The sequence below is a fragment of the Streptomyces siamensis genome (genome assembly GCF_039543605.1).
GTDB lineage: Bacteria > Actinomycetota > Actinomycetes > Streptomycetales > Streptomycetaceae > Streptomyces > Streptomyces siamensis.
Genome location: NZ_BAABKB010000003.1, coordinates 92,789 through 113,367, shown reverse-complemented (window position 1 = coordinate 113,367; position 20,579 = coordinate 92,789). Strand labels below are relative to the sequence as shown.

The window sequence follows — 20,579 nt, the reverse complement described above, 5'->3', positions numbered from 1 at the left end:
GGCGCATCGATAGCGGCCGCGAAGGGTCGCCCCCGCTGCCGAGCTCTCGGCGTCAGCCGTGCGCCCGTGCCCGACGTGTCGGAGACGGGCACCCATCAGAAACGGACAGTTGCCTGATTCGCGCACATTCGGCGCCTCCTGAAGGGCCTTTCGGAGACAGCTCGGCCTGGCGGAACCATCGGGCACACCTATATCGTCGTGGCTCTTGACCATACCTTTGTCATCCGAGGGGCCCGACTTGGAGCACCGCCCTTTGCACGTTGCTGCCGCGCTCGTTGCGACCACGACCGGACAGCCGGCCGCCTCGGACAGCGACGAAGCCGACGGCCTGCGAGAGAAGGGGTCTCAGTGGCAGAGCCGGACCTGACGGTCGACTACGACTTCCTCGCGGAGTCCGAGCGGAAACTCGGCCAGCTCCACAGGACGTTCAAGGACATCGAGAACCGTCGCGACGACATGCACCGGCACTGGGGCTCGGATGCGGTGGCCGATGTCATGGTCGACTTCGTCGACAACTGGGACGACTACCGGACCAAGCTCATCGAGAGCATCGAGTCGGTCGGCAAGCTCGTAGCCGGCACCAAGAAGGCCTTCGAGGATCTCGACGACGAACTGAGCAAGCGCGACGAGAAGAAGCCGAAGAAGTGACGACAGCGACATCCGAGCGACGCCCGGCCGACTGGCAGCCGCTGCGCGACACGGACCCGGTACCCGGCGACCCGGAAGAGATCCGTGCCGAGGTCCGGCACATGGTGTCGGTCGCCAAGAAGCTCCGGGACCAGGCCAAGAACCTCCAAGCCATCAGCAAGGAGGACAGGCTCAGGGGAAAGTATGTCGAGCGCCTGCGCGAGGACTCCTCCACGCTGGAGAAACACATGCGGGAGGTGGCCGGCCGCTACGAGCGAGTCCACGGCCATCTGACCACGTGGGCGAACGAGCTGGAGGACTTCCAGTCCGATGCCGACCGCGTGCTGCGCCGGGCCAAGGAGAAGCGGGACGAGATCGAGGCGGAAAGGGCCAGGGATTCCGGCTCCGGCGACAAGGGCGACCCGAAGCCGTCCGCGGGCGAACCCGGCGAAGACCCCCTTGAGACGTACCGGAACCAGCTGGACGCCATCACCGGCGAACGCGACACCCGTGCCGACCACCACGCGCGCAAGATCAGGGACGAGATCGACGACGTCATCGAGGACTCCGTCTGGGACAACATCAAGGGGTGGTTCCACGACAACGCGGACTGGATCAAGACGGTCCTCGACGCCCTCGGCTGGATCGCCACCATCGCCGGCATCATCGCCATCTGGATTCCCGGCCTGAACTTCCTGGTTCTCGGGATCGCCCTGCTGACCATCCTGGCCAGATCCGTGCTGGTCGCCTCCGGTGACGCGTCCTGGACCGATCTGGCCTTCGACATCGGTGGCCTGCTCCTGATGGGCATCGGCCGTGGCGGCATCAACATGCTCAAGGGCGCGAACAAGGTGACCACCGCCGCCGCCCAGAGCAGCCGGACCGCCGGGCTCAAAGCCGGACTGCGGTCCCACAAAGGGATGCTGAACGATCTGAGCAGGGCCATGGCGGGTGCTCAGGACGACGTCTCCCGCAGGTTCTTCTCGGACCTGCGCACCTTCACCCTCAAGAAGATCTCCCGGGACACAGGGCTGGTGGCCAAGGGCCCGACCCCGGTGTCCACGGTCTCCAAATGGCTGCACCTGGGGGACGACGAGGCGGCGGGGCTGTTCGGACAGTTCCGGGCGAACAAGGGAGTCTTCCCCGGGTCCGTGTCGGGCGGTGGCTCCGCACTCGGGCATCTGGGGTACGGGGCGTCCATGGGCGCCGCGTACGCGGGCATGGGCGTCGACGTCATGGACAAGTCGTTGAGCAAGAGCGACTCCGTCGGCTGGCTGAACGAGCACGGACTCCTCCCCGGCGACAAGCCGTACAACGACGGCTACAACACCTGGAAGGAGAGCGGCTGGATGCCCGCCGCGGACACGCACTGGTGAACGCTCGCGTGCGCACATGGAACGACGCCGGACGCGACAGAGAAAGGAGGAGGGATGGCTGAGTCCCTCCGCGAGCAGTTGGGCACCGGCCCGAATTTCCGGGTACGGGTGACCATCATCGGCGCGCTGGTCTCCATCGCCCCGCTGATCGTGGTCTCGCTCCTGATCCCCGATGCCGGCCGCGACGTCCTGTTCCCGGTCTACTGGGCCCTGTTGACGAGTTGCCTGCTCCATCTTCTGTGGATCCTGATCAAGAATCCCACGCCCAGCAGGAGGCCGCCGCTGCTGACCCGGGATCTCGCCATGGGATGGTCCCTTCTGCTTCCCAGCCTCATCAGCTCCTTCTGGCCGGGGATCGTCGCATCCCCTCTGTTCACCGTGCTGGTCGGCGTCACCTGGATCGCCGAGAAGATTCGGAACCGCAGTGTCGCTTCCTGAGCCCCCAGTGGAATCCGCCTGTGCCCCGAGCGGGTTCAACATCGTCCCGCCGCCCGGATGGGACACCGTTCCACTGCGCAACGGCACGAGCGAGGCCATTCAGCGGATCGTAGGGAAATCCGTGGCACAACTCCCAGCCGGATTCCCGAAGGACGACATTCCCAAGGCACGTCTGCGGCTGACCAAGGAGTTGAAGCAGACCGTCCGGCAGGCACGGAAGTCGCACGGACTGACGCTGTATCTCCCCGTCGAGCGCATGCACGGAATCATCATCCCGGCTTCGTTCGTCGCCTCGGAGCCGCTGGCGGCACCGACAGGCGACGTCGCGCCCGAAGCCGTACTCAGAGATCTCGCACGTGACGCCGAGGACGCCTCCGTTCGCGAGGTCGACGGGACGGCGGCCGTACGGACCCTGCGGCGGCTTGCTGCCGATCCGGACAACGGAGTCGAGGTTCCGACCTGGCGGGTGCAGTACACCGTGCCGATTCCGCACAGTGTCCCCGCTCAGTGGCTGACCTTCTCCTTCAGCACGCTGATCGCCCCCGACATGGGCACCGAATTCGCCGAGATCCTGGTCGAGCTCTTCGACGCCGTGATGACGACTTTCCGTTGGAGCTACGCATGATGATCGTAGAGACCGATGCCGATCCAGCCCTGTGGTTTCCCATGCCGCTGGGAGGCAGCAGATCCGAGTTCGGGCAATGGATGGACCTCCACCTAGATGCCGGTGCCCTGCTCCATCGGCGCAAGCTCACTTGGCGTGAGAAGCGGCAGACGAGGAAGTTCCTGGAAGGCTCGGCCACCATGCTGCGCGACCGCGTGCAGGCCGACCAGGCGTTCGTCTTCGGTGCCATGCCACTCCAGGCCGCGCCGTTGGTCTTCTTCACCAAGCAGTTCGCCTGCGACGAGGAGCACAGCGACCTGCACTTGAGCATGCTGGCCGAGCCCGATCCGGCGACCGCCGCCGCCGGCCGGCGCGTGGAGACGGTCCCCTTCGTCTCCCCTCACTTCGGCGAGGGTCTGCGCAGCCTGTGCAGTTGGCCGGGTCCCGACGGCGGTCTGATGCTCTCGGTCGCGTACGCGTGGAACGATCCGGAACACCGGATCGATCTGGTCCTCAAGGGCCACTACGACGACCCGGCGCTCCTCGAAGCCTCCTTCGACGCCATCGACGAATTCGCCAGAAGCCTCCACCTCAGCAACGAGCGATGACCGTCCGGTGGGCCGGGCGGGGGCCGCTGCTGAAGCCGATCCACGACGTGCGGGGCGTGAGTGGGGGCAGCGAGTCCCCGACGGTCGCCGCACCGGGCCGGGGTCCTTCGATGGGACCACGGACGCGCCGGGACACCACAAGTGCCCCGTCGCGCCCACGAATCGCCCCGGACGCGCGGCGCTACTTCCCCTTGACGCCCTTGGCCAGCTGGTCGTCCAGGTCCTCGTACGCCTTCGCGGCGTCGTCGAGGAACTTGGCCATGCCCTTGAGGCCCTCCAGGGTGTCCTTCATGCCCTTGGTGAACTCCTTGAAGGAGTCGTCGAAGGCCTGCGAACCCTTCGCGGTGGTGTAGCCGTCCGCGACCAGGGTGTCGATGTAGCTGTCGAGCCCGTGGAGCTTGTCCTCCATCTTCTCCTTCTCGTGGCCCAGACGCTTCGCAGCGTGGCGCATCTTCTCGTATGTGATGTCTGCGTCTTTGCCGCCGGCCATGTGGCGTCCTCCATGCTTCAACTCGCCGCAGGGCCAACCCCCGTGGCTCCTGATGCGGATGATGCGATCTTCCGCACTGAGCAAGCAGCTTACTTACGGCGCTTGCAGGAGCACACCCCGGTTCTGTCACGGGCGCGCTCCGGCCTTGTGCGGGCGGGCGCCGCATGGCCCGTGACCGGCGGCGGGTCTTCAAGGAGCCCTCACACGGCTCGTTGCCTGCGGGAAGGCGGGAGCGGCTATCGTCGTGGGCACTGTGGCCGGCGTTCCGGGAGCGGCCTCAGGTGGCTGGGGAGGACGAGAGTGCGCCTGACTCTGACCGTCGTCGATCCGCTCGGCGGTGCCACCGCCGACGTGGTTCTTGATGCGGATCCCGAGTCCTCGGTGGGGGACATCGCCAAGGAGCTGGCGGCGCACGTCGGGTACAGCGGTGGCGCGCAGATCATCCCGATCGGGCAGCACCAGGCCGCGAGCGGCGGGGCGCCCGTCGCGTACGTCGACGGGTATCCCGTCGATCCCGGCGCGACGATAGGGACCTCGCCGCTGCGCGAGGGCGCCGTCGTCAGCCTGCACGACCCCGCCGGGTGCCTGCCGGGCGAGCCGTCCGGGCTCGTCGAGCTGAGGGTCGCGGGCGGTCCGGCGGCCGGCGCGGTGCACCGGCTCGGGATCGGCCGGTACGACATCGGCAGCGGGCCCGCCTCCTACATCCGCGTCGACGACCCGGAGCTCCCGCAGCGGGCCCTGACGCTGTCCGTGGCGACGGACGGGACCTGCAAGGTCGCCGTGCACGGGGACGCGAAGGACAAGGAGGGCGTCACCCTCGACGGATCGGCCGTCGAGGAACGCGACAGTGACGAGTGGCCGCTCGGCAGCCAGATCGCCGTCGGCAACACCCTTTTCGAACTGGACCGTTACACGCCGCCGAACGCCGCCCTGAAGTGGTCGGACGACGGTGCGGGCCTCGACTACAACCGGCCGCCCCGGCTGCACCCGCCGGAGCGGGAGACCAAGTTCCGGCTGCCCAGCCCCATTCGTGACTACGAGGCCCGGCCGCTGCCGTGGCTGATGGCCGTGACCCCGCTGGTCGGCGCGGTCGTCTCGGTGATGATCTTCGGGCGCTGGTACTACCTGATCATGGCGTTGCTCAGCCCCCTGATCATGTTCGGCAACTTCTTCATGGACAAGAAGCAGGGACGCAAGTCCCATGCCAAGCAGGTCAAGGAGTACAAGGAGCACAAGGAGCGGATCGAGAAGGACGCCCAGGAGGCGCTGGTCGCCGAACGGCTCGACCGGCGGCAGGCCATACCCGACCCGGCGGCCGTCCTGTCGCTGGGCACCGGGCCGCGCACCCGGCTGTGGGAGCGCCGGCGCACCGACGCGGACCATCTGCTGCTGCGCGTCGGGACCGGCCGGCTGCCCTCCGAGGTCGTGCTCGACGATCCGGAGCAGGACGACCACAGGCGTGAGGTCACCTGGACCATCGAGGACGCTCCGGTCGCGCTCCCGCTGCGTGAGCGCGGGGTCGTCGGTATCGCGGGGCCCGGCGATTCGGCGCAGGCACTGGGGCGTTGGGCCGTCGCGCAGACGGCCGTGCTGCACAGCCCGCTCGACGTGCAGTTCTACGTACTGACGGAGAACAGCGGCCGGGAGGGCTGGGACTGGGTGCGGTGGCTGCCGCACAGCCGGCCCTCGGGCGCCCAGGACGCCAACGTCCTCATCGGTACGGACGCGGAGACCGTCGGCGCCCGCATCGGCGAGCTGACGCAGCTGCTCGACGCCCGGCAGAAGGCGGCGAAGCAGAACGGCAACAAGGCGTCGTTCAACGACCCCGACATCGTCGTCGTGTGGGACGGTTCGCGTCGGCTGCGTTCCATGCCGGGTGTGGTGCGGCTGCTGCGTGAGGGTCCCGCCATGTCGATGTACGCGATCTGTCTGGACGCCGAGGAGCGTTTCCTGCCCGGCGAGTGCCAGGCCATCGTGATCGCGGAGCCGAAGCCCGAGGAGCACACCGTCCCGCAGCAGCGGGTCGCGCCGGGTGCCCCGGCGGCCCCCGGTGGTTTCCCTTCCTTCCACGCCTGGCACGCCGCCGACGCCGACGACTCCGCGGCGGGCCCGGAGCAGGCACTCGAACTGCGGCTGCGCGTCCAGCAGACCGGCGTGGCGCGGGTCCGCGACGTACGGCCGGACTTCGTCTCGGCGGCCTGGTGCGCTCGGCTGTCGCGTGCCCTGTCCCCGCTGCGCGACATCAGCGGCGAGACCGAGGACTCGGCGCTTCCGGGCGCCAGCCGGCTGCTCGACGTGCTCCAGTTGGAGCCGCCGACCGGTGACGCGATCACCGCGCGCTGGCGGATGGGCGGTCAGTCGACGATGGCGGTCATCGGCGAGTCGTACGACGGCCCGTTCGGCATCGACATGCGCCGGGACGGCCCGCACGGTCTGATCGCGGGCACCACCGGTTCCGGCAAGTCGGAGCTGCTGCAGACCATCGTGGCGTCGTTGGCCGTGGCGAACACGCCGGAGAACATGACGTTCGTCCTCGTCGACTACAAGGGTGGCTCGGCGTTCAAGGACTGCGTCGAACTCCCGCACACCGTCGGCATGGTGACCGACCTCGACGCCCATCTCGTGGAGCGTGCCCTGGAGTCGCTGGGCGCCGAGCTGAAGCGGCGCGAGCACATCCTCGCCGCGGCCGACGCCAAGGACATCGAGGACTACCAGGACCTCGTGCGCCGCGACCCGTCGCACGCGCCGGTGCCCCGGCTCCTCATCGTCATCGACGAGTTCGCCTCCATGGTGCGTGACCTGCCGGACTTCGTGACGGGCCTGGTGAACATCGCCCAGCGGGGCCGCTCGCTGGGCATCCACCTGCTGCTCGCCACGCAGCGGCCGAGCGGTGTGGTCTCCCCCGAGATCCGGGCGAACACCAACCTGCGGATCGCCCTGCGTGTCACCGACGGCGGCGAGTCCAGCGACGTCATCGACTCCCCCGAGGCCGGGCACATCTCCAAGAGCACCCCGGGACGGGCCTACGTCCGCCTCGGGCACGCCTCGCTGGTGCCGTTCCAGTCGGGCCGTGTCGGTGGCCGCCGTCCCGGCGCCGCCGATCCGGCGGTGCTCGCCCCGTGGGCGGGCCCGCTCGACTGGGAGGACCTGGGCCGGGCGGCGCTGGTGAAGCCGAAGGCGCAGCAGCGCGAGGAGGAGGAGATCACCGACCTGAAGGTGCTGGTGGACGCGGTCCGCCGGGCCAACCAGGCGCTCGGCATCCCCGCCCAGCACAGCCCGTGGCTGCCCGCGCTGTCCGACACCCTGCTGCTCGACGAGATCCCGGTGCCGGCCTTCTCGGGCGGACCGGGCAAGCTGCCGCCCGCCCCGTTCGGTGTGGAGGACCTGCCCGCCGACCAGGCCCGCCGTCCCGTCGTCGTGGACTTCGCCTCGTTCGGTCACCTCCTCGTCGGCGGTGCGCCGCGCAGTGGCCGCTCGCAGATCCTGCGGACCCTCGCGGGTTCGCTGGCGCGGACGCACTCGGCGGCGGACGTGCACCTGTACGGCATCGACTGCGGCAACGGCGCCCTGAACGCGCTGACCCGGCTGCCGCACTGCGGGGCCGTCGTCAGCCGTAACCAGACCGAGCGCGTGGTCCGTCTCATCGCCCGCCTCAAGAGTGAACTCACCCGCCGTCAGGACCTGTTGGCCGACAAGGGGTTCGCGGACATCGGCGAGCAGCGGGCCGCGGTGCCGGAAGAGGAACGGCTGCCGCACATCGTGGTGCTGCTCGACCGCTGGGAGGGCTGGCTGCCGACGCTCGGCGAGTACGACCACGGTGACCTGACCGACCAGCTGACCGCGATGATGCGGGAGGGCGCGAGCGTCGGTCTGCACATGGTGATGACGGGTGACCGCCAGATCCTGTCGACCCGCATCGGCTCGCTCACCGAGGACAAGTACGGTCTGCGGCTCGCGGACCGCTCGGACTTCTCGCTGCTCGGCATCAACGCCCGCAAGGTCCCCGAGGAGATCCCGCCGGGCCGCGGCTACCGCAACGAGCACGGCACGGAGACCCAGTTCGCGCTGCTCTGCGAGGACTCCACCGGTCAGGGGCAGGCCGCGGCGATCGCCGCGATCGGCGAGGCCGCGACGGCCCGTGACGCGGATCTGCCGCGCTCGCGGCGCCCGTTCCGCGTCGACGTCCTGCCCACCCGGATCTCCTTCACCGACGCCTGGGAGATGCGCGACCCGGAGGCCTCCCGCTCCAGGCTGTGGAGCCTGGTCGGCATCGGCGGCGACGACATCATGGGCTTCGGTCCGGACCTCGCGCAGGGTGTGCCGACGTTCGTCATCGCAGGTCCGGCCAAGTCGGGCCGCAGTACGACCCTGATGAACATGGCGAAGTCGTATCTGGCGCAGGGCGTCCGCATCGTCGTCGCCGCGCCGCGCCCTTCGCCGCTGCGTGAGCTCGACGGCGTGGACGGCGTGCTGAAGGTCTTCGACGAGGACGACATCGAGAGCGACGACCTGCGCGAGGCCATCGACTCGGCCACCGTGCAGGAGCCCGTCGTGGTCCTCGTCGACGACGGCGAGGTGCTGGAGGACTGCGACGCCGAGACCGTGTTCAAGCGGATCGTGCAGCGCGGCGCGGAGCGTGGTCTCGGCCTGGTCATCGCCGGTGACGAGGACGACGTGTGCAGCGGCTTCTCCGGCTGGCAGGTGGAGATGAAGAAGGGCCGCCGCGGAATCCTGCTGTCCCCGCAGGACTCCTCGGCGGGCGAGCTCATCGGCATCCGCACGAACCGGAGCATGGTCGGCGGCCCGGTGGCCCCGGGCAAGGGCCTGCTGCACCTGGGCGACGGCGAGCCGCTGACGGTCACGACACCGATGTGATCCGCGCGGGCCCGGCCCGGGGAGTCCCCGGGCCGGGTTCCGGGCTCACACCGCGGGCAGGGCGTAGATCTCGAATCCGTGCGTCACCAGGAGACGGTTGCCCGAGAGGGCGACCTGCCAGGGTTCGCCCGGGGTCTTGTTGTCGCTGTAGACCCAGCGTGACGTGCCGGTCTTCGCGTCCATGGCGAAGATTCCGCCGCCGTCGACCGGGCCCGAGGCCCCGTACAGCGTCGCGCCGGCCTTCAGGAACGTCTCCGGGGCCTCGTCGGCGCCCGGGTCCTCACAGAGCCAGATCTTCTTGCCGGTCTTGAGGTCGACGGCCCAGACCCCGTCGTCGTAGTCGCAGGCGTACAGCACGCCGTCGATGGCCGTCGGGTTCATGAAACCGCGTCGGCCGTTCGGGGACAGTGTCCACCGGGTGTCGCCGGTCTCCAGGTCCACCGCGGTCAGCTGCTCGCCCGGGAGAAGGACGAGCCCTGCGGCGACCGTGGGCGTCCAGCTCCAGTCGTCGCCGACCTTCTTGCTCCACAGCTGATCGCCGGTGGCGGTGTCGCGCACGGTGAGGTTGTACTTGGAGTCCGTGTAGACCAGGTACTTCCCGTGGACCGCGCCCTCGACGTCCCAACTGCGGGTGCCCCAGTCCCGCTTCTGCGACCACACCTTCCGGCCCGTGGTGTGACTGATGGCCGCGACACCCGTGCGGTAGTCGGTGGCGCTGCGCGAGTCGCTGAGGTCCGTCGCCACGACGTAGACGTTCTTGTCGTCGACGGCGATCGTGCTCTCGATCTCCAGCTCCTTGCCCAGCCGGCTGCGCCAGGTCTCCTCTCCCGTGGTCAGGTCGCGGGCGACGAGCGCTCCGTCGTAGTCGCCGTCGGCCAGAAACACCTTGCCGTCCGCCACGAGCAGTTTGGCGCCGGCCCGGCAGGCGCCCGTGCGGGACCACCGTGTCCTGCCCGTCTTCACGTCGTACGCCACCAGCGGGTCGCCGCTGATCAGCAGCATGCTGTCGTGGATCAGCAATGGCAGGGCGTCGCTCGTGCTGTCCTCGGCGACCGACCTGTGCCACAGCGGCTGCGGGGCCGTCCCCGCCGGAGGAGTGGTGAACTCCTCCGCCACCGGCTCGCCCGAACCTCCCCCGCCCTTCGCGCCCGGGGAACCCTCGTCGGAGCCCGTGTCCCGTGACAGCCACCAGGCGGTGCCGCCGCCGAGGACCGCGACACCGGCGACGCCGGCCGTCAGGCCGAGGAGGCGGCGCCGGGAGGGTGCCGGGGCGGACGGGGGCGTGCCGAGGGCGACCGTGCCGGGGAGGGGGGTGCCGTCGCCGGGACCGGCGGGGACGCCGCCTGCCGGGGTGCCGTACGCGGGGGCGGGGGTGCCGTGGGCGGGCGGGTAGCCGTAGCCCGGCACCGGCGTCCCGGCCGGGGCGGGGGTGCTCTGCGCGGGAGTGCCCGGGGCCGGTGTGCCGCCCTGCATCGCCGGTGGCGGGCCGAAGACCGGTGCCGTGGCGGGGGCCTGTCCGGGAGCCGGCGCGTCCGGGGCCTCCAGGTCCAGGATGCCCGCCGCGTGTGTCGCGATGGTCGAGGCGACCGCCGACGGCAGCCAGTCGGTCAGCACGCTGCCGATGCCGCCCGGTGCGAGGGCCGCCACGAGTTCCCCGGGGGCGGGCCGCTGGTCCGGCTCCTTCAGCAGGCACGCACGGATCAGGCCGAGCAGGGACTGCGGTACGCCGGTGAGGTCGGGCTCGCCGTGGACGATCTGGTAGAGCATGGCCGCGTGGGAGGCCGCGCCGTCGCCGAAGGCGTTGTGGCCCGTCGCCGCGAAGGTCAGGACGGCGCCCAGCGAGAAGACGTCGCCCGGCGTGCCGACGTCGCGTCCCATGGCCTGCTCGGGGGGCATGTAGCCGGGCGAGCCGACCACGACTCCCGTCTGGGTCATGCGGTTTCCGTCCACGGCCCGCGCGATGCCGAAGTCGATGACACGGGGGCCGTCGGCGGCCAGCAGCACGTTGGACGGCTTGAGGTCGCGGTGGATGAGGCCGGCCGCGTGGATCTCCTGGAGGGCCGTCGCGAGGCCCGCGCCGAGCGCGCGGACGGTGCGCTCGGGCAGCGCGCCGTGGGCGTCGACCACGTCCGTGAGGTCGGGGCCGAGCACGTACGAGGTCGCCAGCCACGGCAGCGGCGCGTCCGGGTCGGCGTCGACGACCGGAGCGGTGTGCCGGCCCGAGACGGCACGGGCTATCTCCACCTCGTGCTCGAAGCGGCGGCGGAAGTCCGCGTCCGCGGCCAGGTCGGGGCGCACCACCTTCACCGCGACCGTGCGCCCGCCGGGTGAACGGGCCAGGTACACCCGTCCCATGCCGCCCGCGCCCAGTCTTCGCAGCAGCCGGTAGCTCCCCAACTCCCGCGGATCGTCCGGCTGCAGTGTCTCCATGGTCGGGCCTTCCCCGTTGTCGACGCCCTGAACGGCGTCCCGTCGCTGTGTGGTTGCGAGCGGTGCGGTGGTGTTCGCTATCGCAGACACAGTAGTGACGGGCGGGGCGGACGGGACGGGCAGGGCCGCCAGGTGCTTCGTTCGGATCAGCTCGGGTCCGCGCCGATCCGAACGAAACCCCCTAGTCGACCTTGGACATGCGGGCCACCGGGTCCCCCGCCTCCGAGTTGTCCGTCTCGTACCTGAGGTCGTCGCCGACGGGGGTGAGCCGCACCTCGTGCCGGCCCTTCGTGCACACGTCGCGGTTGGACTTGCTCGCGACGCTCGTCGCGACCAGCTGCTGCCTGCTGACCTTCTTCAGCACGAACACGGCGTCACAGATGCCGCCGATCTGGTCGGTCTGCCGGAAGGTGCCCAACTCCTCGCCCACGTCGGCCTGGTGGAGGGTGACACGGAAGGTGCCCATGGGGAGAGTGCCGCCGAGGGCGAGGGCGTCGCCCTCCCAGGTGCCGAGGTAGGCGGCGGGGACGGTGCCGGGGGCCTCGCCGGCGTCCGGGCCGGACGGGCGGGGGGTCGCGCTCGCGGTCGCCGCGGGACCGGTCTGCGCCGGGCCCGCACCCTGGTCGTTGGTGGCGTCGCCGCCGCCCGGCATCAGGTCGAACAGGAACGCCGAGCCCACCGTGACCGCCGCGAGAGCTCCCGCGACGGCCAGCGCGACGGTGCAACTGACCTTGCGTCCCCGTCCGTTCGCACCGGTGACCGAGGTCGCGGCGACGCTGACGGAGACCTTGCCGGGGTGGCCGGCGGAAGGGGGCGTCCCCGCGGGTGCGGCGTCCTGCGGCTGCCCCGGGCGCTGCTCGGGCAGGTGTGCCGGCCCGGGAGGCATGGTGGGCGGCGGCCCGAATCCGGCGGGCGGCGGCCCGAAACCCTGCGCGGGTGGCCCGAACGCCCCGCCGCCGGAGGGGGGACCGCCGTCGGCGGTCGCCGGGCCCGACGAAGCGGGCGCGCCCGTGGCGGAGCCCTGACCTGTCGGAGCGGACGTCCCCGGAACAGACGCCACCGGGGCGGAGGCCTGCCCGGGCCAGGAGGGCGCCGCGCCCGCGGCAGGGGCATCCGTGGCGGAGGCTGTGCCGGACGCGCCGCCCACCGAGGGGCTGCTGAACCCCACCGGCCCGGACGGCGGTGCGGTGTCCACCGCCTCCAGGTTCAGCAACTGCACGGCGCTGCGGCTGACTTGCTCCACCAGCGGTCCGGGCAGCCAGCCCGCCGTCACGAGCCGGGCCGCCCCGTCGGGGGCCAGGCGTCCGGCCACCTCGTCCGGGGCCGGGCGCGCGGCCGGGTCCTTGGCCAGGCAGGCCGCCACCAGTTCGCGCAACTCCCCCGGTACGGCGTCCAGTCGGGGCTCCTCGTGCACCACCTTGTAGAGGAGGGACGCGGAGGAGTCGCCGGGGAAGGGGGGTTCGCCCGTCGCCGCGTAGACGAGGACCGCGCCCAGCGAGAAGACGTCCGCCGCTCCGGCGACGCCTTTGCCGAGGATCTGTTCGGGCGACATGTATCCGGGGGAGCCGACCGAGACGCCCGTCGAGGTCAGGGAGGCGGTGCCGTCCGTGGCACGGGCGATACCGAAGTCGATGAGGAGGGGGCCGTCGAGGGTGAGCAGGACGTTGGACGGCTTGACGTCGCGGTGCACCAGACCGAGCGTGTGGACCGCCGACAGCGCCTCGGCGAGGCCGGCGCCCAGCACCCGTACCGAGTGCGGGGGAAGGGGGCCGCGGCCGTCCGTGACGGCGGTGGCGAGAGAGGGACCGGCCGCGTAGCCCGTGGCGACCCACGGGACGGACGCCTCCGGGTCCGCGTCGAGGACGGGCGCCGTCCACGCGCCGCCCACCCGTCGCGCGGCCTCGACCTCGCGGCGGAAGCGGGCGCGGAACTCCTCGTCGAGCGCGAAGTGCGGGTGCACGATCTTGACGGCGACCGTGCGGCCGCCCGTGCTGCGCCCCAGGTACACGCGCCCCATGCCGCCGGAGCCCAGCCGGCCGAGCAGCCGGTAGGGCCCCACGACGGTGGGTTCGTCGGCTCCGAGCGGCTGCATGGCGTCATCCCCTCCCCCGTACGCTCTGGACGCACTGCCCAGCAGCGTAGTTCCGTACGCGCCCCGGGCCCCGCCGCGCGGGGCCCGGGGACTCGGCGGACTCAGGCCTCCAGCAGCCGTACGTCCACGTCGGCCGGGAAGCCGGTGGTCGCGCCGACCCGGCGGGCGAACTCCCGTACGGCCTCCAACTGGGGGCCGCCGAACCGGAAGTCGAGCGTCGTGAAGTACTGCTCCAGTACCTGCTCGTCGAAGGCCTCCCAGCGGGCCGCCTGCTCGGCGACCTTGGTGACCTCGACGAGGGAGAGGTCCCGGGAGGACAGGAAGGCCTCGTGCACCTTGCGCGTGACGACGGGCTCGCGCTCCAGGTAGTCGCGCCGGGCTGCCCACACGGCGAAGACGAACGGCAGGCCCGTCCATTCCTTCCACAGGCTGCCGAGGTCGTGCACCTCCAGGCCGTACTTCGGGCCGTCGAGGAGGTTGGCGCGCAGGGCGGCGTCGCCGATGAGCACGGCGGCGTCGGCCTCCTGCATCATCAGGCTGAGGTCCGGCGGGCACGTGTAGTACGACGGCTGGACGCCGATCTTCTCGGCCAGCAGCAGCTGGGCGAGGCGCACGGAGGTGCGGGAGGTCGACCCGAGTGCGACCCGGGCGCCGTCCAGCTGGTCCAGCGGGACCTGCGAGACGATCACGCAGGACATCACCGGGCCGTCGCAGCCGACGGCGATGTCGGGGAAGGCGACCAGTTCGTCGGCGTGCTTGAGGAACTCGACGAGCGTGATGGGCCCGATGTCGAGATCGCCCTGCACCAGCTTCTCGCTGAGCTTCTCCGGGGTGTCCTTGGTGAGCTCGAAGTCGAGGAGCGTGCCCGTTCTCGCGAGCCCCCAGTACAGGGGCAGGCAGTTCAGGAACTGGATGTGGCCGACGCGCGGCCGGGTGCGAGAATTGTCCACATCGCGAGGCTAGCCCCCATGGGGTACCGTGCCGGCTTCAGGGTCCCCGGCGTATGCCGGAAAGTCCCTCGACCCCTTCTGTCAACCCTCGTGACACCGCTTCGTCAACCCGCTTCCCACCTGGGTCAAACATTCGGGTGACGTGATCTTGCCCTCTATTGCTTTCGGCTGCCTGCGTGCTAGGCTCGGCCGCAAGTTGCAGTTTGGTTTCCCTTGCAGTACAGAGCCTGCGGAGCATGTGACCGCGGGCTCTAGTCGTTTTCAGACGTATGCAGTTGTTTACACAATCGCAGGTTCTGGAGCAGGGCAACCCTTTGGGCCCAAGGAGGGCTTATGGCTACCGGAACCGTGAAGTGGTTCAACGCCGAAAAGGGCTTTGGTTTCATCGCCCAGGAAGGCGGCGGCCCGGACGTCTTCGTCCACTACTCCGCGATCAACGCGAACGGCTTCCGTTCGCTCGAGGAGAACCAGTCGGTTTCCTTCGACGTCACGCAGGGCCCGAAGGGTCCGCAGGCGGAGAACGTCACCCCGCTCTAAGCCTTCGGCTCCATGAGCCCGATGCTTTGATCCGGACCTGAGAGCAGTACCCAAGGAGCCCCGTGCCGTTCGGCAACGGGGCTCCTGCCTTTTCCCCTCCGCTTTCCCGCCCCCTCCGCTTTCCCGCCCCCTTCGCTTTCCCGTCCTTTCCCGCCGGGCGGGCCGGAGCGCCTCACACGTGCTGCATGACCAGGACGAAAGCCGTTCCGTCCGCAAGCGCCTCGTACGCGTGCGGAACGTCGCCCCGGTAGGACATGTAGTCACCGGCGCCGAGTTCGACCGTCTCGCCGCGCGGCCCCGCCGCCAGCCGTCCGGCGCCCACGATCAGATGCTCCACCGTCCCCGGGATGTGCGGGTCCGACTCACGGACCGCGCCGGGTTCCATCCGCAGGTGGTAGATGTCCCGCCGGGCCCCCGGAGGGCTCGCCGAGAGGAGGGTCGCCGCGTAGTCGGCGCGCTCCGAGTGGACGGTCGGCCCCTCGCCCGCGCGGATCACCTGGACGGCCGGCGCCGGCGGTTCGACCAGCGCGCTGAACGGCACGCCGAGCGCGACGCCCAGCGCCCACAGTGTCTCCACGCTCGGATTGCCGCCCGCCGTCTCCAGCTGGGACAGCGTGGACTTCGCGATCCCGGCGCGTTTGGCCAGCTCGGAGAGGGAGAGCCCGGCGCGGGTCCGTTCACGGCGCAGGGAGGCCGCGATCCAGTCGAGGGGAAGGCGGCTCGGGGGGCCATCGCGTCCGTCGGCCGGCTCGGTCATGATGTTCGCTCCATCGGTACGATCGTTCGGCTTGACGAACAGGTCCGTCACTGTTCATTGTAGAAAACATGCGTTCGCTTCTCCGAACATCCGCCGGTGCTCCGCCCGTCCTCGATCCACGGCTGCTGCGCGACGTCGGCCTGGTCTGTCTCGCCGGCGGGATCGTCGGGGTCTCGTTCGGGGCGATCGCCGTCGCGGGCGGGCTGCCGGTCTGGGTGCCGGTGGTGATGTCGCTGATCGTGTACGCGGGCTCCGCCCAGTTCAGCGCGGTGGGGATCCTGCTGGCCGGGGGCGGACCGTTCGCCGCGGCAGCCACGGGCCTGCTGCTCAACACCCGCACGGCGGCCTTCGGTCTCGCCGTCGCGGACGTCATCGGCCGCGGGCGCCTGGCGCGGCTGGCCGGCGCCCACCTCGTCACCGACGAGACGGTCGCCTTCGCCCTCGCCCAGTCCGACCCGGCCCGCCGCCGGGCCGCCTTCTGGATCTCCGGCCTCGGTCTGTACATCTCCTGGAACCTGTGCGTCCTCGGCGGCGCCCTGGCCGGGGGCGCGCTGGGCGACACCGCGCGGTACGGCCTCGACGCGGCGTTCCCGGCCGTGCTGGTGGCGCTGGTGCTGCCCGCGCTGCGCGAGGACACGGACGTTCGGCGCGCCGCGCTCGCCGGAGGGGCCGTGGCCCTGGCCCTGACGCCCTTCGTCCCGGTCGGCGTGCCGGTGCTGCTGGCGCTGACGGGCCTGCTCGCCTTCCGGAGGCCGGCGTGAGCGCGACGGTCGCCGCGATCCTGGCGCTCGCCGTCGGGACGTACGCCTTCCGGCTGGTCGGCCCCCTGCTCCACGGACGGGTCGAACTGTCCGCACGTGTCCGGCACTTGCTGTCGTCCGCGGCCGTGGTCCTGCTGGTCGCGCTGCTCGCCACGGGGGCGTTCACCGAGGCCCGGGGGTTCGCGGGCTGGGCCCGGCCCCTGGGAGTGCTGATGGGCGGGGTGCTCGCCTGGCGCCGGGCGCCGTTCGTGGTGGTGGTGCTGGGGGCGGGCGCCACGACCGCGGCCCTGCGGGCGGCGGGGCTGGGCTGACCGCGCCCCCCGGCCCTCACTTCGCGTACAGGCTCTCGATCGCGTCGGCGAAGTCCCGGGCGATCGCTTCCCTGCGCAGCTTCATCGACGGAGTCAGATGGCCCGCCTCCTCGGTGAAGTCCCGCGGCAGGACGGTGAAGCGGCGGATCGACTCGGGCCGGGAGACGAGCCGGTTGGCGTCGTCGACGGCACGCTGGAGGATCGCGAGCAACTGGGCGTCGTCCGTGAGGAGTTCCGCGGGGACGGCGTGCTTGCCGTTCATCCGCCGCCAGTGGGCGACGCCCTCGGGGTCCAGCGTGATCAGGGCGGAGACGTACGGGCGGCGGTCGCCGACCACCATGCACTGCGCGATCAGCGGATGGGAGCGCAGCCAGTCCTCCAGCGGTGCCGGAGCGACGTTCTTGCCGCCCGCGGTGATCAGGATCTCCTTCTTGCGGCCGGTGATGGCCAGATAGCCGCCGTCGTCGAGCTCCCCCAGGTCTCCCGTCGCGAACCAGCCGCCCGGCGCGGCGTCCACCACACCGCCCGCGTGCGGGTCCCAGTAGCCGCGGAAGAGCTGGCCGCCGCTGAGCAGGATCTCGCCGTCGGCGGCGATCCGCACCCGGGTGCCCGGCAGGGGCCAGCCGACCGTGCCCAGCCGGGGTTTCTGCGGTGGGGTGACGGTGGCAGCGGCGGTGGTCTCGGTGAGGCCGTACCCCTCGTATATCTCGATGCCGGCGCCCGCGTAGAACGCGGCGAGCCGGCGGCCGAGCGGGGAGCCGCCGCAGATCGCGTGACGGACCCTGCCGCCCAGCGCGTTGCGGATGCGGCGGTAGACCAGCGGGTCGTAGAGGGCGCGGGCGGCGCGCAGGCTGCGGCTGGGGCCGGGGCCCGTGCCGTGCTGCCGCGCCTCGACCGCCTCGCCGTAGCGGCGCGCTATCCCGGCCGCCCGGTCGAAGGAGGCGCCCCGGCCCATGCGTTCGGCCGTCGCGCGGCCGGTGTTGAAGACCTTCTCCAGGACGTACGGGATGGCCAACAGGAAGGTCGGCTTGAAGGAACCCAGGTCCGCGAGCAGGTCCTCCGTCTGGAGGCTCGGCGCGTGGCCGATCTTCACCCGTGCGCGCAGACAGGCGATCGCGACCATGCGCCCGAAGACGTGGGACAGGGGCAGGAAGAGGAGCGTCGAGGCCGCGTCGGAGGTCTTGGCCTTGAAGATGGGGTGGAGGAGTTCGATCGCGTTGTCGACCTCGGCGAAGAAGTTGCCGTGGGTCAGGACGCAGCCCTTGGGGCGGCCGGTCGTGCCGGAGGTGTAGATGAGGGTGGCGAGGGTGTCGGGCCCCAGCACCCCGCGGCGCACGGTGACTTCCTGGTCGGGGATCTCCTGGCCGAGTTCCGCGAGCCGCTCCACGTGCCCCTTCTCGAAGACCCACATGTGCCGCAGGTCGGGCATCCGGTCGAGTTCCGGGCCGAGTGCGGCGGCCTGGGCCACGGACTCCGTGGCGAGCGCGACGGCGCCGGAGTCCTGGAGGATCCACCGGGTCTGGAAGACCGAGGAGGTCGGGTAGACGGGCACGGTCACCAGCCCGGCGGCCCAGGCGGCGAAGTCGAGGAGCGTCCACTCGTACGTCGTGCGCGCCATGATGGCGATGCGGTCGCCCGGTACGAGCCCTTCCGCGATCAGCCCCTTCGCCACCGCGAGGACCTGCGCGGCGAACTCCGCGGCGGACACGTCCTTCCAGGTGCCGTCCTGCGCCTTCCGGCTGAGGACCACGTCGCCGGGCGCCGCGTCCGCGTTGTCGAAGGGGATGTCCGCGAGGGATCCGTGCCGCATCTGTCCGACCAGCGGGGGGACGGAGACCTCGCGCACCACGCCGTCCAGCCGCCTGATTTCGGGCTCCATGAGGGGAGGTACGGGGGAGTACAGGCTGGGCACGGGGCGGCTCCTTGTCGACCGGGGGCCAAGGTGGCGTGAGGGTCGCGAACCCTCATACGGCCCTGGGAGACGGGCGGTTCACGAGAGGTTTCGCGCGGGGCGCGGGGGTGTTCACGGGGAGGGGGGACGGGGGCGCGGAGTGGCGGCAACCACGCGAGACGGGGATCGTACGGCTCCCACGTGTGGGGTTTGTGGGGCTTTGGGGAGGGCGCGGTGCGAGTTACCCCTGGTATCCGAGGTTTCTCCCAGGCCCGGCCTTCGCTTCTGCGCTTCGGATACGTCTTCCGCCACAACACCCCTCCGCGTCCACATCTCCTCCACCACTGCGTGCCGCGGCTGCCCGCGACCGGACCGATGACGGGGCAGGCCGGCGCCGGCGGCGCGGGCCTGTCCGGGGGACGAACCGGCGCGGGCCGGACAGACGGCCCCTAGGGGGTTTCCAGAATGGCGGTGACGCCCTGGCCGCCCGCCGCGCACACGGAGATGAGCCCGCGCCCCGGCGCGCCCCGTTCCGCGAGGAGCTTCGCCAGCGTCGCCACGATGCGGGCGCCCGTGGCGGCGAAGGGGTGGCCGGTGGCGAGCGACGAGCCCGCGACATTCAGGCGGGAGCGGTCCACCGGCCCGAGGCCTCGCTTCTCCCATGCGGCCAGGGTGGCGAGGACCTGGGAGGCGAACGCCTCGTGGACCTCGACGAAGTCGAAGTCGCCCAGGGTGAGTCCGGCGCGTTCCAGCATGCGCGGAACGGCATGGGCGGGGGCCATCAGCAGACCGTCCTCGCCGCCCGCCACGTCGCCCCCGACGAAGTCGACGGCCGCCGTCTCGTACGCGGTCAGGTACGCGAGCGGCGCCAGACCGCGCGCCTCGGCCCACTCGTCGCTCGCGAGGAGGACCACGGCGGCGCCGTCCGTCAGGGGGGTCGAGTTCCCCGCCGTCATCGTCGGGTGGGGGCCGTCGAGCCCGAACACCGGCTTGAGGGCGGCGAGTTTCCCGGTCGTCGAACCGGGCCGCAGGTTCTGGTCGCGCTCCAGCCCCCGGAAGGGCACGACGAGGTCGTCCAGCAGCCCGCGTTCGTACGCCGCCGCCAGCCGCTGGTGGCTGACGGCCGCGAGTTCGTCCTGCGCCTCACGCGTCACGCCCCACGCGCGGGCGGTCACGGCGGCGTGCTCGCCCATGGACAGGCCGGTGCGCGGCTCGGCGTTGCGCGGGACGTCCGGGACGAGATGGGAGGGGCGGATCCGGGAGAGCGCGCCGAGCCGCGCCCGCACCGACTTCGCGCGGCGGGCTTCGAGGAGGATGCGGCGCAGCGCGTCGTTGACGCCGAGCGGGGCGTCGCTCGCCGTGTCGGCGCCTCCGGCGACCGCGGACTCCGTCTGACCGAGGGTGATCTTGTTGGCGGCGGCGACGACGGCCTGGAGGCCGGTGCCGCAGGCCTGCTGGATGTCGTAGGCCGGGGTGCGGGCGTCGAGCGTCGAGCCGAGGACCGTCTCGCGGGCGAGGTTGAAGTCGCGGCTGTGCTTGAGGACCGCCCCGGCGACCAACTCCCCCACCGCGCCGGGATCTTCGAGCCCGAAGCGCCGGACGAGACCGTCGACCGCCGCGGTCAGCATCTCCTGGTTGGAGGCGGTGGCGTAGGGGCCGTCGGACCGGGCGAAGGGGATGCGGGTGCCGCCGACCACGGCGACGGGGCGGGTGCGCGCGAGTCCTGGTGCCGGTCGGTCCTGCCGCGGCCGGTCCGGCTGCGGCCGGCCGGGCGTCGGGGGTTCTTGGGGGCTCATCTCGACCTGTTCCTTGCCCTTGACGTAGCCTTACCC

The 20,579-nt window shown here is 71.4% G+C and carries 16 protein-coding genes; 9 read left to right on the top strand and 7 right to left on the bottom strand.

Going from position 1 to position 20,579, the window contains the following annotated elements; all coding sequences use genetic code 11:
* Window positions 1–348: 348 nt before the first annotated feature.
* The 5 genes from ABEB03_RS09475 to ABEB03_RS09455 all read left to right on the top strand — a co-directional run bounded on the left by ABEB03_RS09475 (window position 349) and on the right by ABEB03_RS09455 (window position 3,653).
* Window positions 349–648, top strand: a complete 300-nt coding sequence (locus ABEB03_RS09475; protein ID WP_345644497.1) for a hypothetical protein — start codon at window positions 349–351, stop codon at window positions 646–648.
* The gene (locus ABEB03_RS09470) at window positions 645–2,003 is read left to right on the top strand and encodes a hypothetical protein (RefSeq protein WP_345644495.1); all 1,359 of its coding nucleotides are present in this window, start codon (window positions 645–647) and stop codon (window positions 2,001–2,003) included. The genes ABEB03_RS09475 and ABEB03_RS09470 overlap by 4 nt, the downstream gene beginning before the upstream one ends.
* A 54-nt stretch (window positions 2,004–2,057) precedes the next feature.
* Window positions 2,058–2,441: a hypothetical protein gene (locus tag ABEB03_RS09465; RefSeq protein WP_345644492.1), complete on the top strand. Its 384-nt coding sequence runs from the start codon at window positions 2,058–2,060 to the stop codon at window positions 2,439–2,441.
* A gap of 121 nt (window positions 2,442–2,562) precedes the next feature.
* Complete coding sequence (locus ABEB03_RS09460; protein WP_345644489.1) at window positions 2,563–3,066, top strand: hypothetical protein; 504 nt, start codon at window positions 2,563–2,565, stop codon at window positions 3,064–3,066.
* Complete coding sequence (locus tag ABEB03_RS09455; RefSeq protein WP_345644486.1) at window positions 3,063–3,653, top strand: hypothetical protein; 591 nt, start codon at window positions 3,063–3,065, stop codon at window positions 3,651–3,653. The genes ABEB03_RS09460 and ABEB03_RS09455 overlap by 4 nt, the downstream gene beginning before the upstream one ends.
* A gap of 181 nt (window positions 3,654–3,834) precedes the next feature.
* Here ABEB03_RS09455 and ABEB03_RS09450 read toward each other — a convergent pair whose 3' ends face one another.
* Window positions 3,835–4,143: a WXG100 family type VII secretion target gene (locus ABEB03_RS09450; protein ID WP_345644483.1), complete on the bottom strand. Its 309-nt coding sequence runs from the start codon at window positions 4,141–4,143 to the stop codon at window positions 3,835–3,837.
* 300 nt (window positions 4,144–4,443) lie between these two features.
* Between ABEB03_RS09450 and ABEB03_RS09445 the strand changes: the two genes are divergently transcribed.
* The gene (locus ABEB03_RS09445) at window positions 4,444–9,018 is read left to right on the top strand and encodes an FtsK/SpoIIIE domain-containing protein (RefSeq protein ID WP_345644480.1); all 4,575 of its coding nucleotides are present in this window, start codon (window positions 4,444–4,446) and stop codon (window positions 9,016–9,018) included.
* Between the two features lie 45 nt (window positions 9,019–9,063).
* Here the strand turns inward: ABEB03_RS09445 and ABEB03_RS09440 are convergent, their stop codons facing one another.
* The 3 genes from ABEB03_RS09440 to ABEB03_RS09430 all read right to left on the bottom strand — a co-directional run bounded on the left by ABEB03_RS09440 (window position 9,064) and on the right by ABEB03_RS09430 (window position 14,490).
* On the bottom strand, window positions 9,064–11,448 hold the full coding sequence (locus ABEB03_RS09440) for a protein kinase domain-containing protein (protein ID WP_345644477.1): 2,385 nt from the start codon (window positions 11,446–11,448) through the stop codon (window positions 9,064–9,066).
* Between the two features lie 181 nt (window positions 11,449–11,629).
* Entirely contained in the window at window positions 11,630–13,540 is a 1,911-nt protein-coding gene (locus tag ABEB03_RS09435; RefSeq protein ID WP_345644474.1) for a serine/threonine-protein kinase, read from the bottom strand.
* 101 nt (window positions 13,541–13,641) lie between these two features.
* The gene (locus ABEB03_RS09430) at window positions 13,642–14,490 is read right to left on the bottom strand and encodes a menaquinone biosynthetic enzyme MqnA/MqnD family protein (protein WP_095935888.1); all 849 of its coding nucleotides are present in this window, start codon (window positions 14,488–14,490) and stop codon (window positions 13,642–13,644) included.
* A gap of 333 nt (window positions 14,491–14,823) precedes the next feature.
* Here ABEB03_RS09430 and ABEB03_RS09425 point away from each other — a divergent pair, with 333 nt between their 5' ends.
* Window positions 14,824–15,027 (top strand): cold-shock protein, encoded by a 204-nt coding sequence (locus tag ABEB03_RS09425; protein WP_037627265.1) that lies wholly within the window; start codon window positions 14,824–14,826, stop codon window positions 15,025–15,027.
* A 172-nt stretch (window positions 15,028–15,199) separates the two neighbouring features.
* On the opposite strand, the gene ABEB03_RS09420 is transcribed toward ABEB03_RS09425, so the two are convergent.
* On the bottom strand, window positions 15,200–15,784 hold the full coding sequence (locus ABEB03_RS09420) for a helix-turn-helix domain-containing protein (protein ID WP_345644466.1): 585 nt from the start codon (window positions 15,782–15,784) through the stop codon (window positions 15,200–15,202).
* A 68-nt stretch (window positions 15,785–15,852) separates the two neighbouring features.
* Between ABEB03_RS09420 and ABEB03_RS09415 the strand changes: the two genes are divergently transcribed.
* Complete coding sequence (locus ABEB03_RS09415) at window positions 15,853–16,545, top strand: AzlC family ABC transporter permease (RefSeq protein WP_345644463.1); 693 nt, start codon at window positions 15,853–15,855, stop codon at window positions 16,543–16,545.
* Window positions 16,542–16,856, top strand: coding sequence for an AzlD domain-containing protein (locus tag ABEB03_RS09410; protein ID WP_345644460.1), 315 nt, complete (start codon window positions 16,542–16,544; stop codon window positions 16,854–16,856). The genes ABEB03_RS09415 and ABEB03_RS09410 overlap by 4 nt, the downstream gene beginning before the upstream one ends.
* A gap of 16 nt (window positions 16,857–16,872) precedes the next feature.
* Here the strand turns inward: ABEB03_RS09410 and ABEB03_RS09405 are convergent, their stop codons facing one another.
* Both ABEB03_RS09405 and ABEB03_RS09400 read right to left on the bottom strand, forming a co-directional pair.
* On the bottom strand, window positions 16,873–18,735 hold the full coding sequence (locus ABEB03_RS09405; protein ID WP_345644787.1) for an AMP-dependent synthetase/ligase: 1,863 nt from the start codon (window positions 18,733–18,735) through the stop codon (window positions 16,873–16,875).
* A 461-nt stretch (window positions 18,736–19,196) separates the two neighbouring features.
* Entirely contained in the window at window positions 19,197–20,543 is a 1,347-nt protein-coding gene (locus ABEB03_RS09400) for an acetyl-CoA C-acetyltransferase (RefSeq protein ID WP_345644457.1), read from the bottom strand.
* Window positions 20,544–20,579 lie beyond the last annotated feature (36 nt).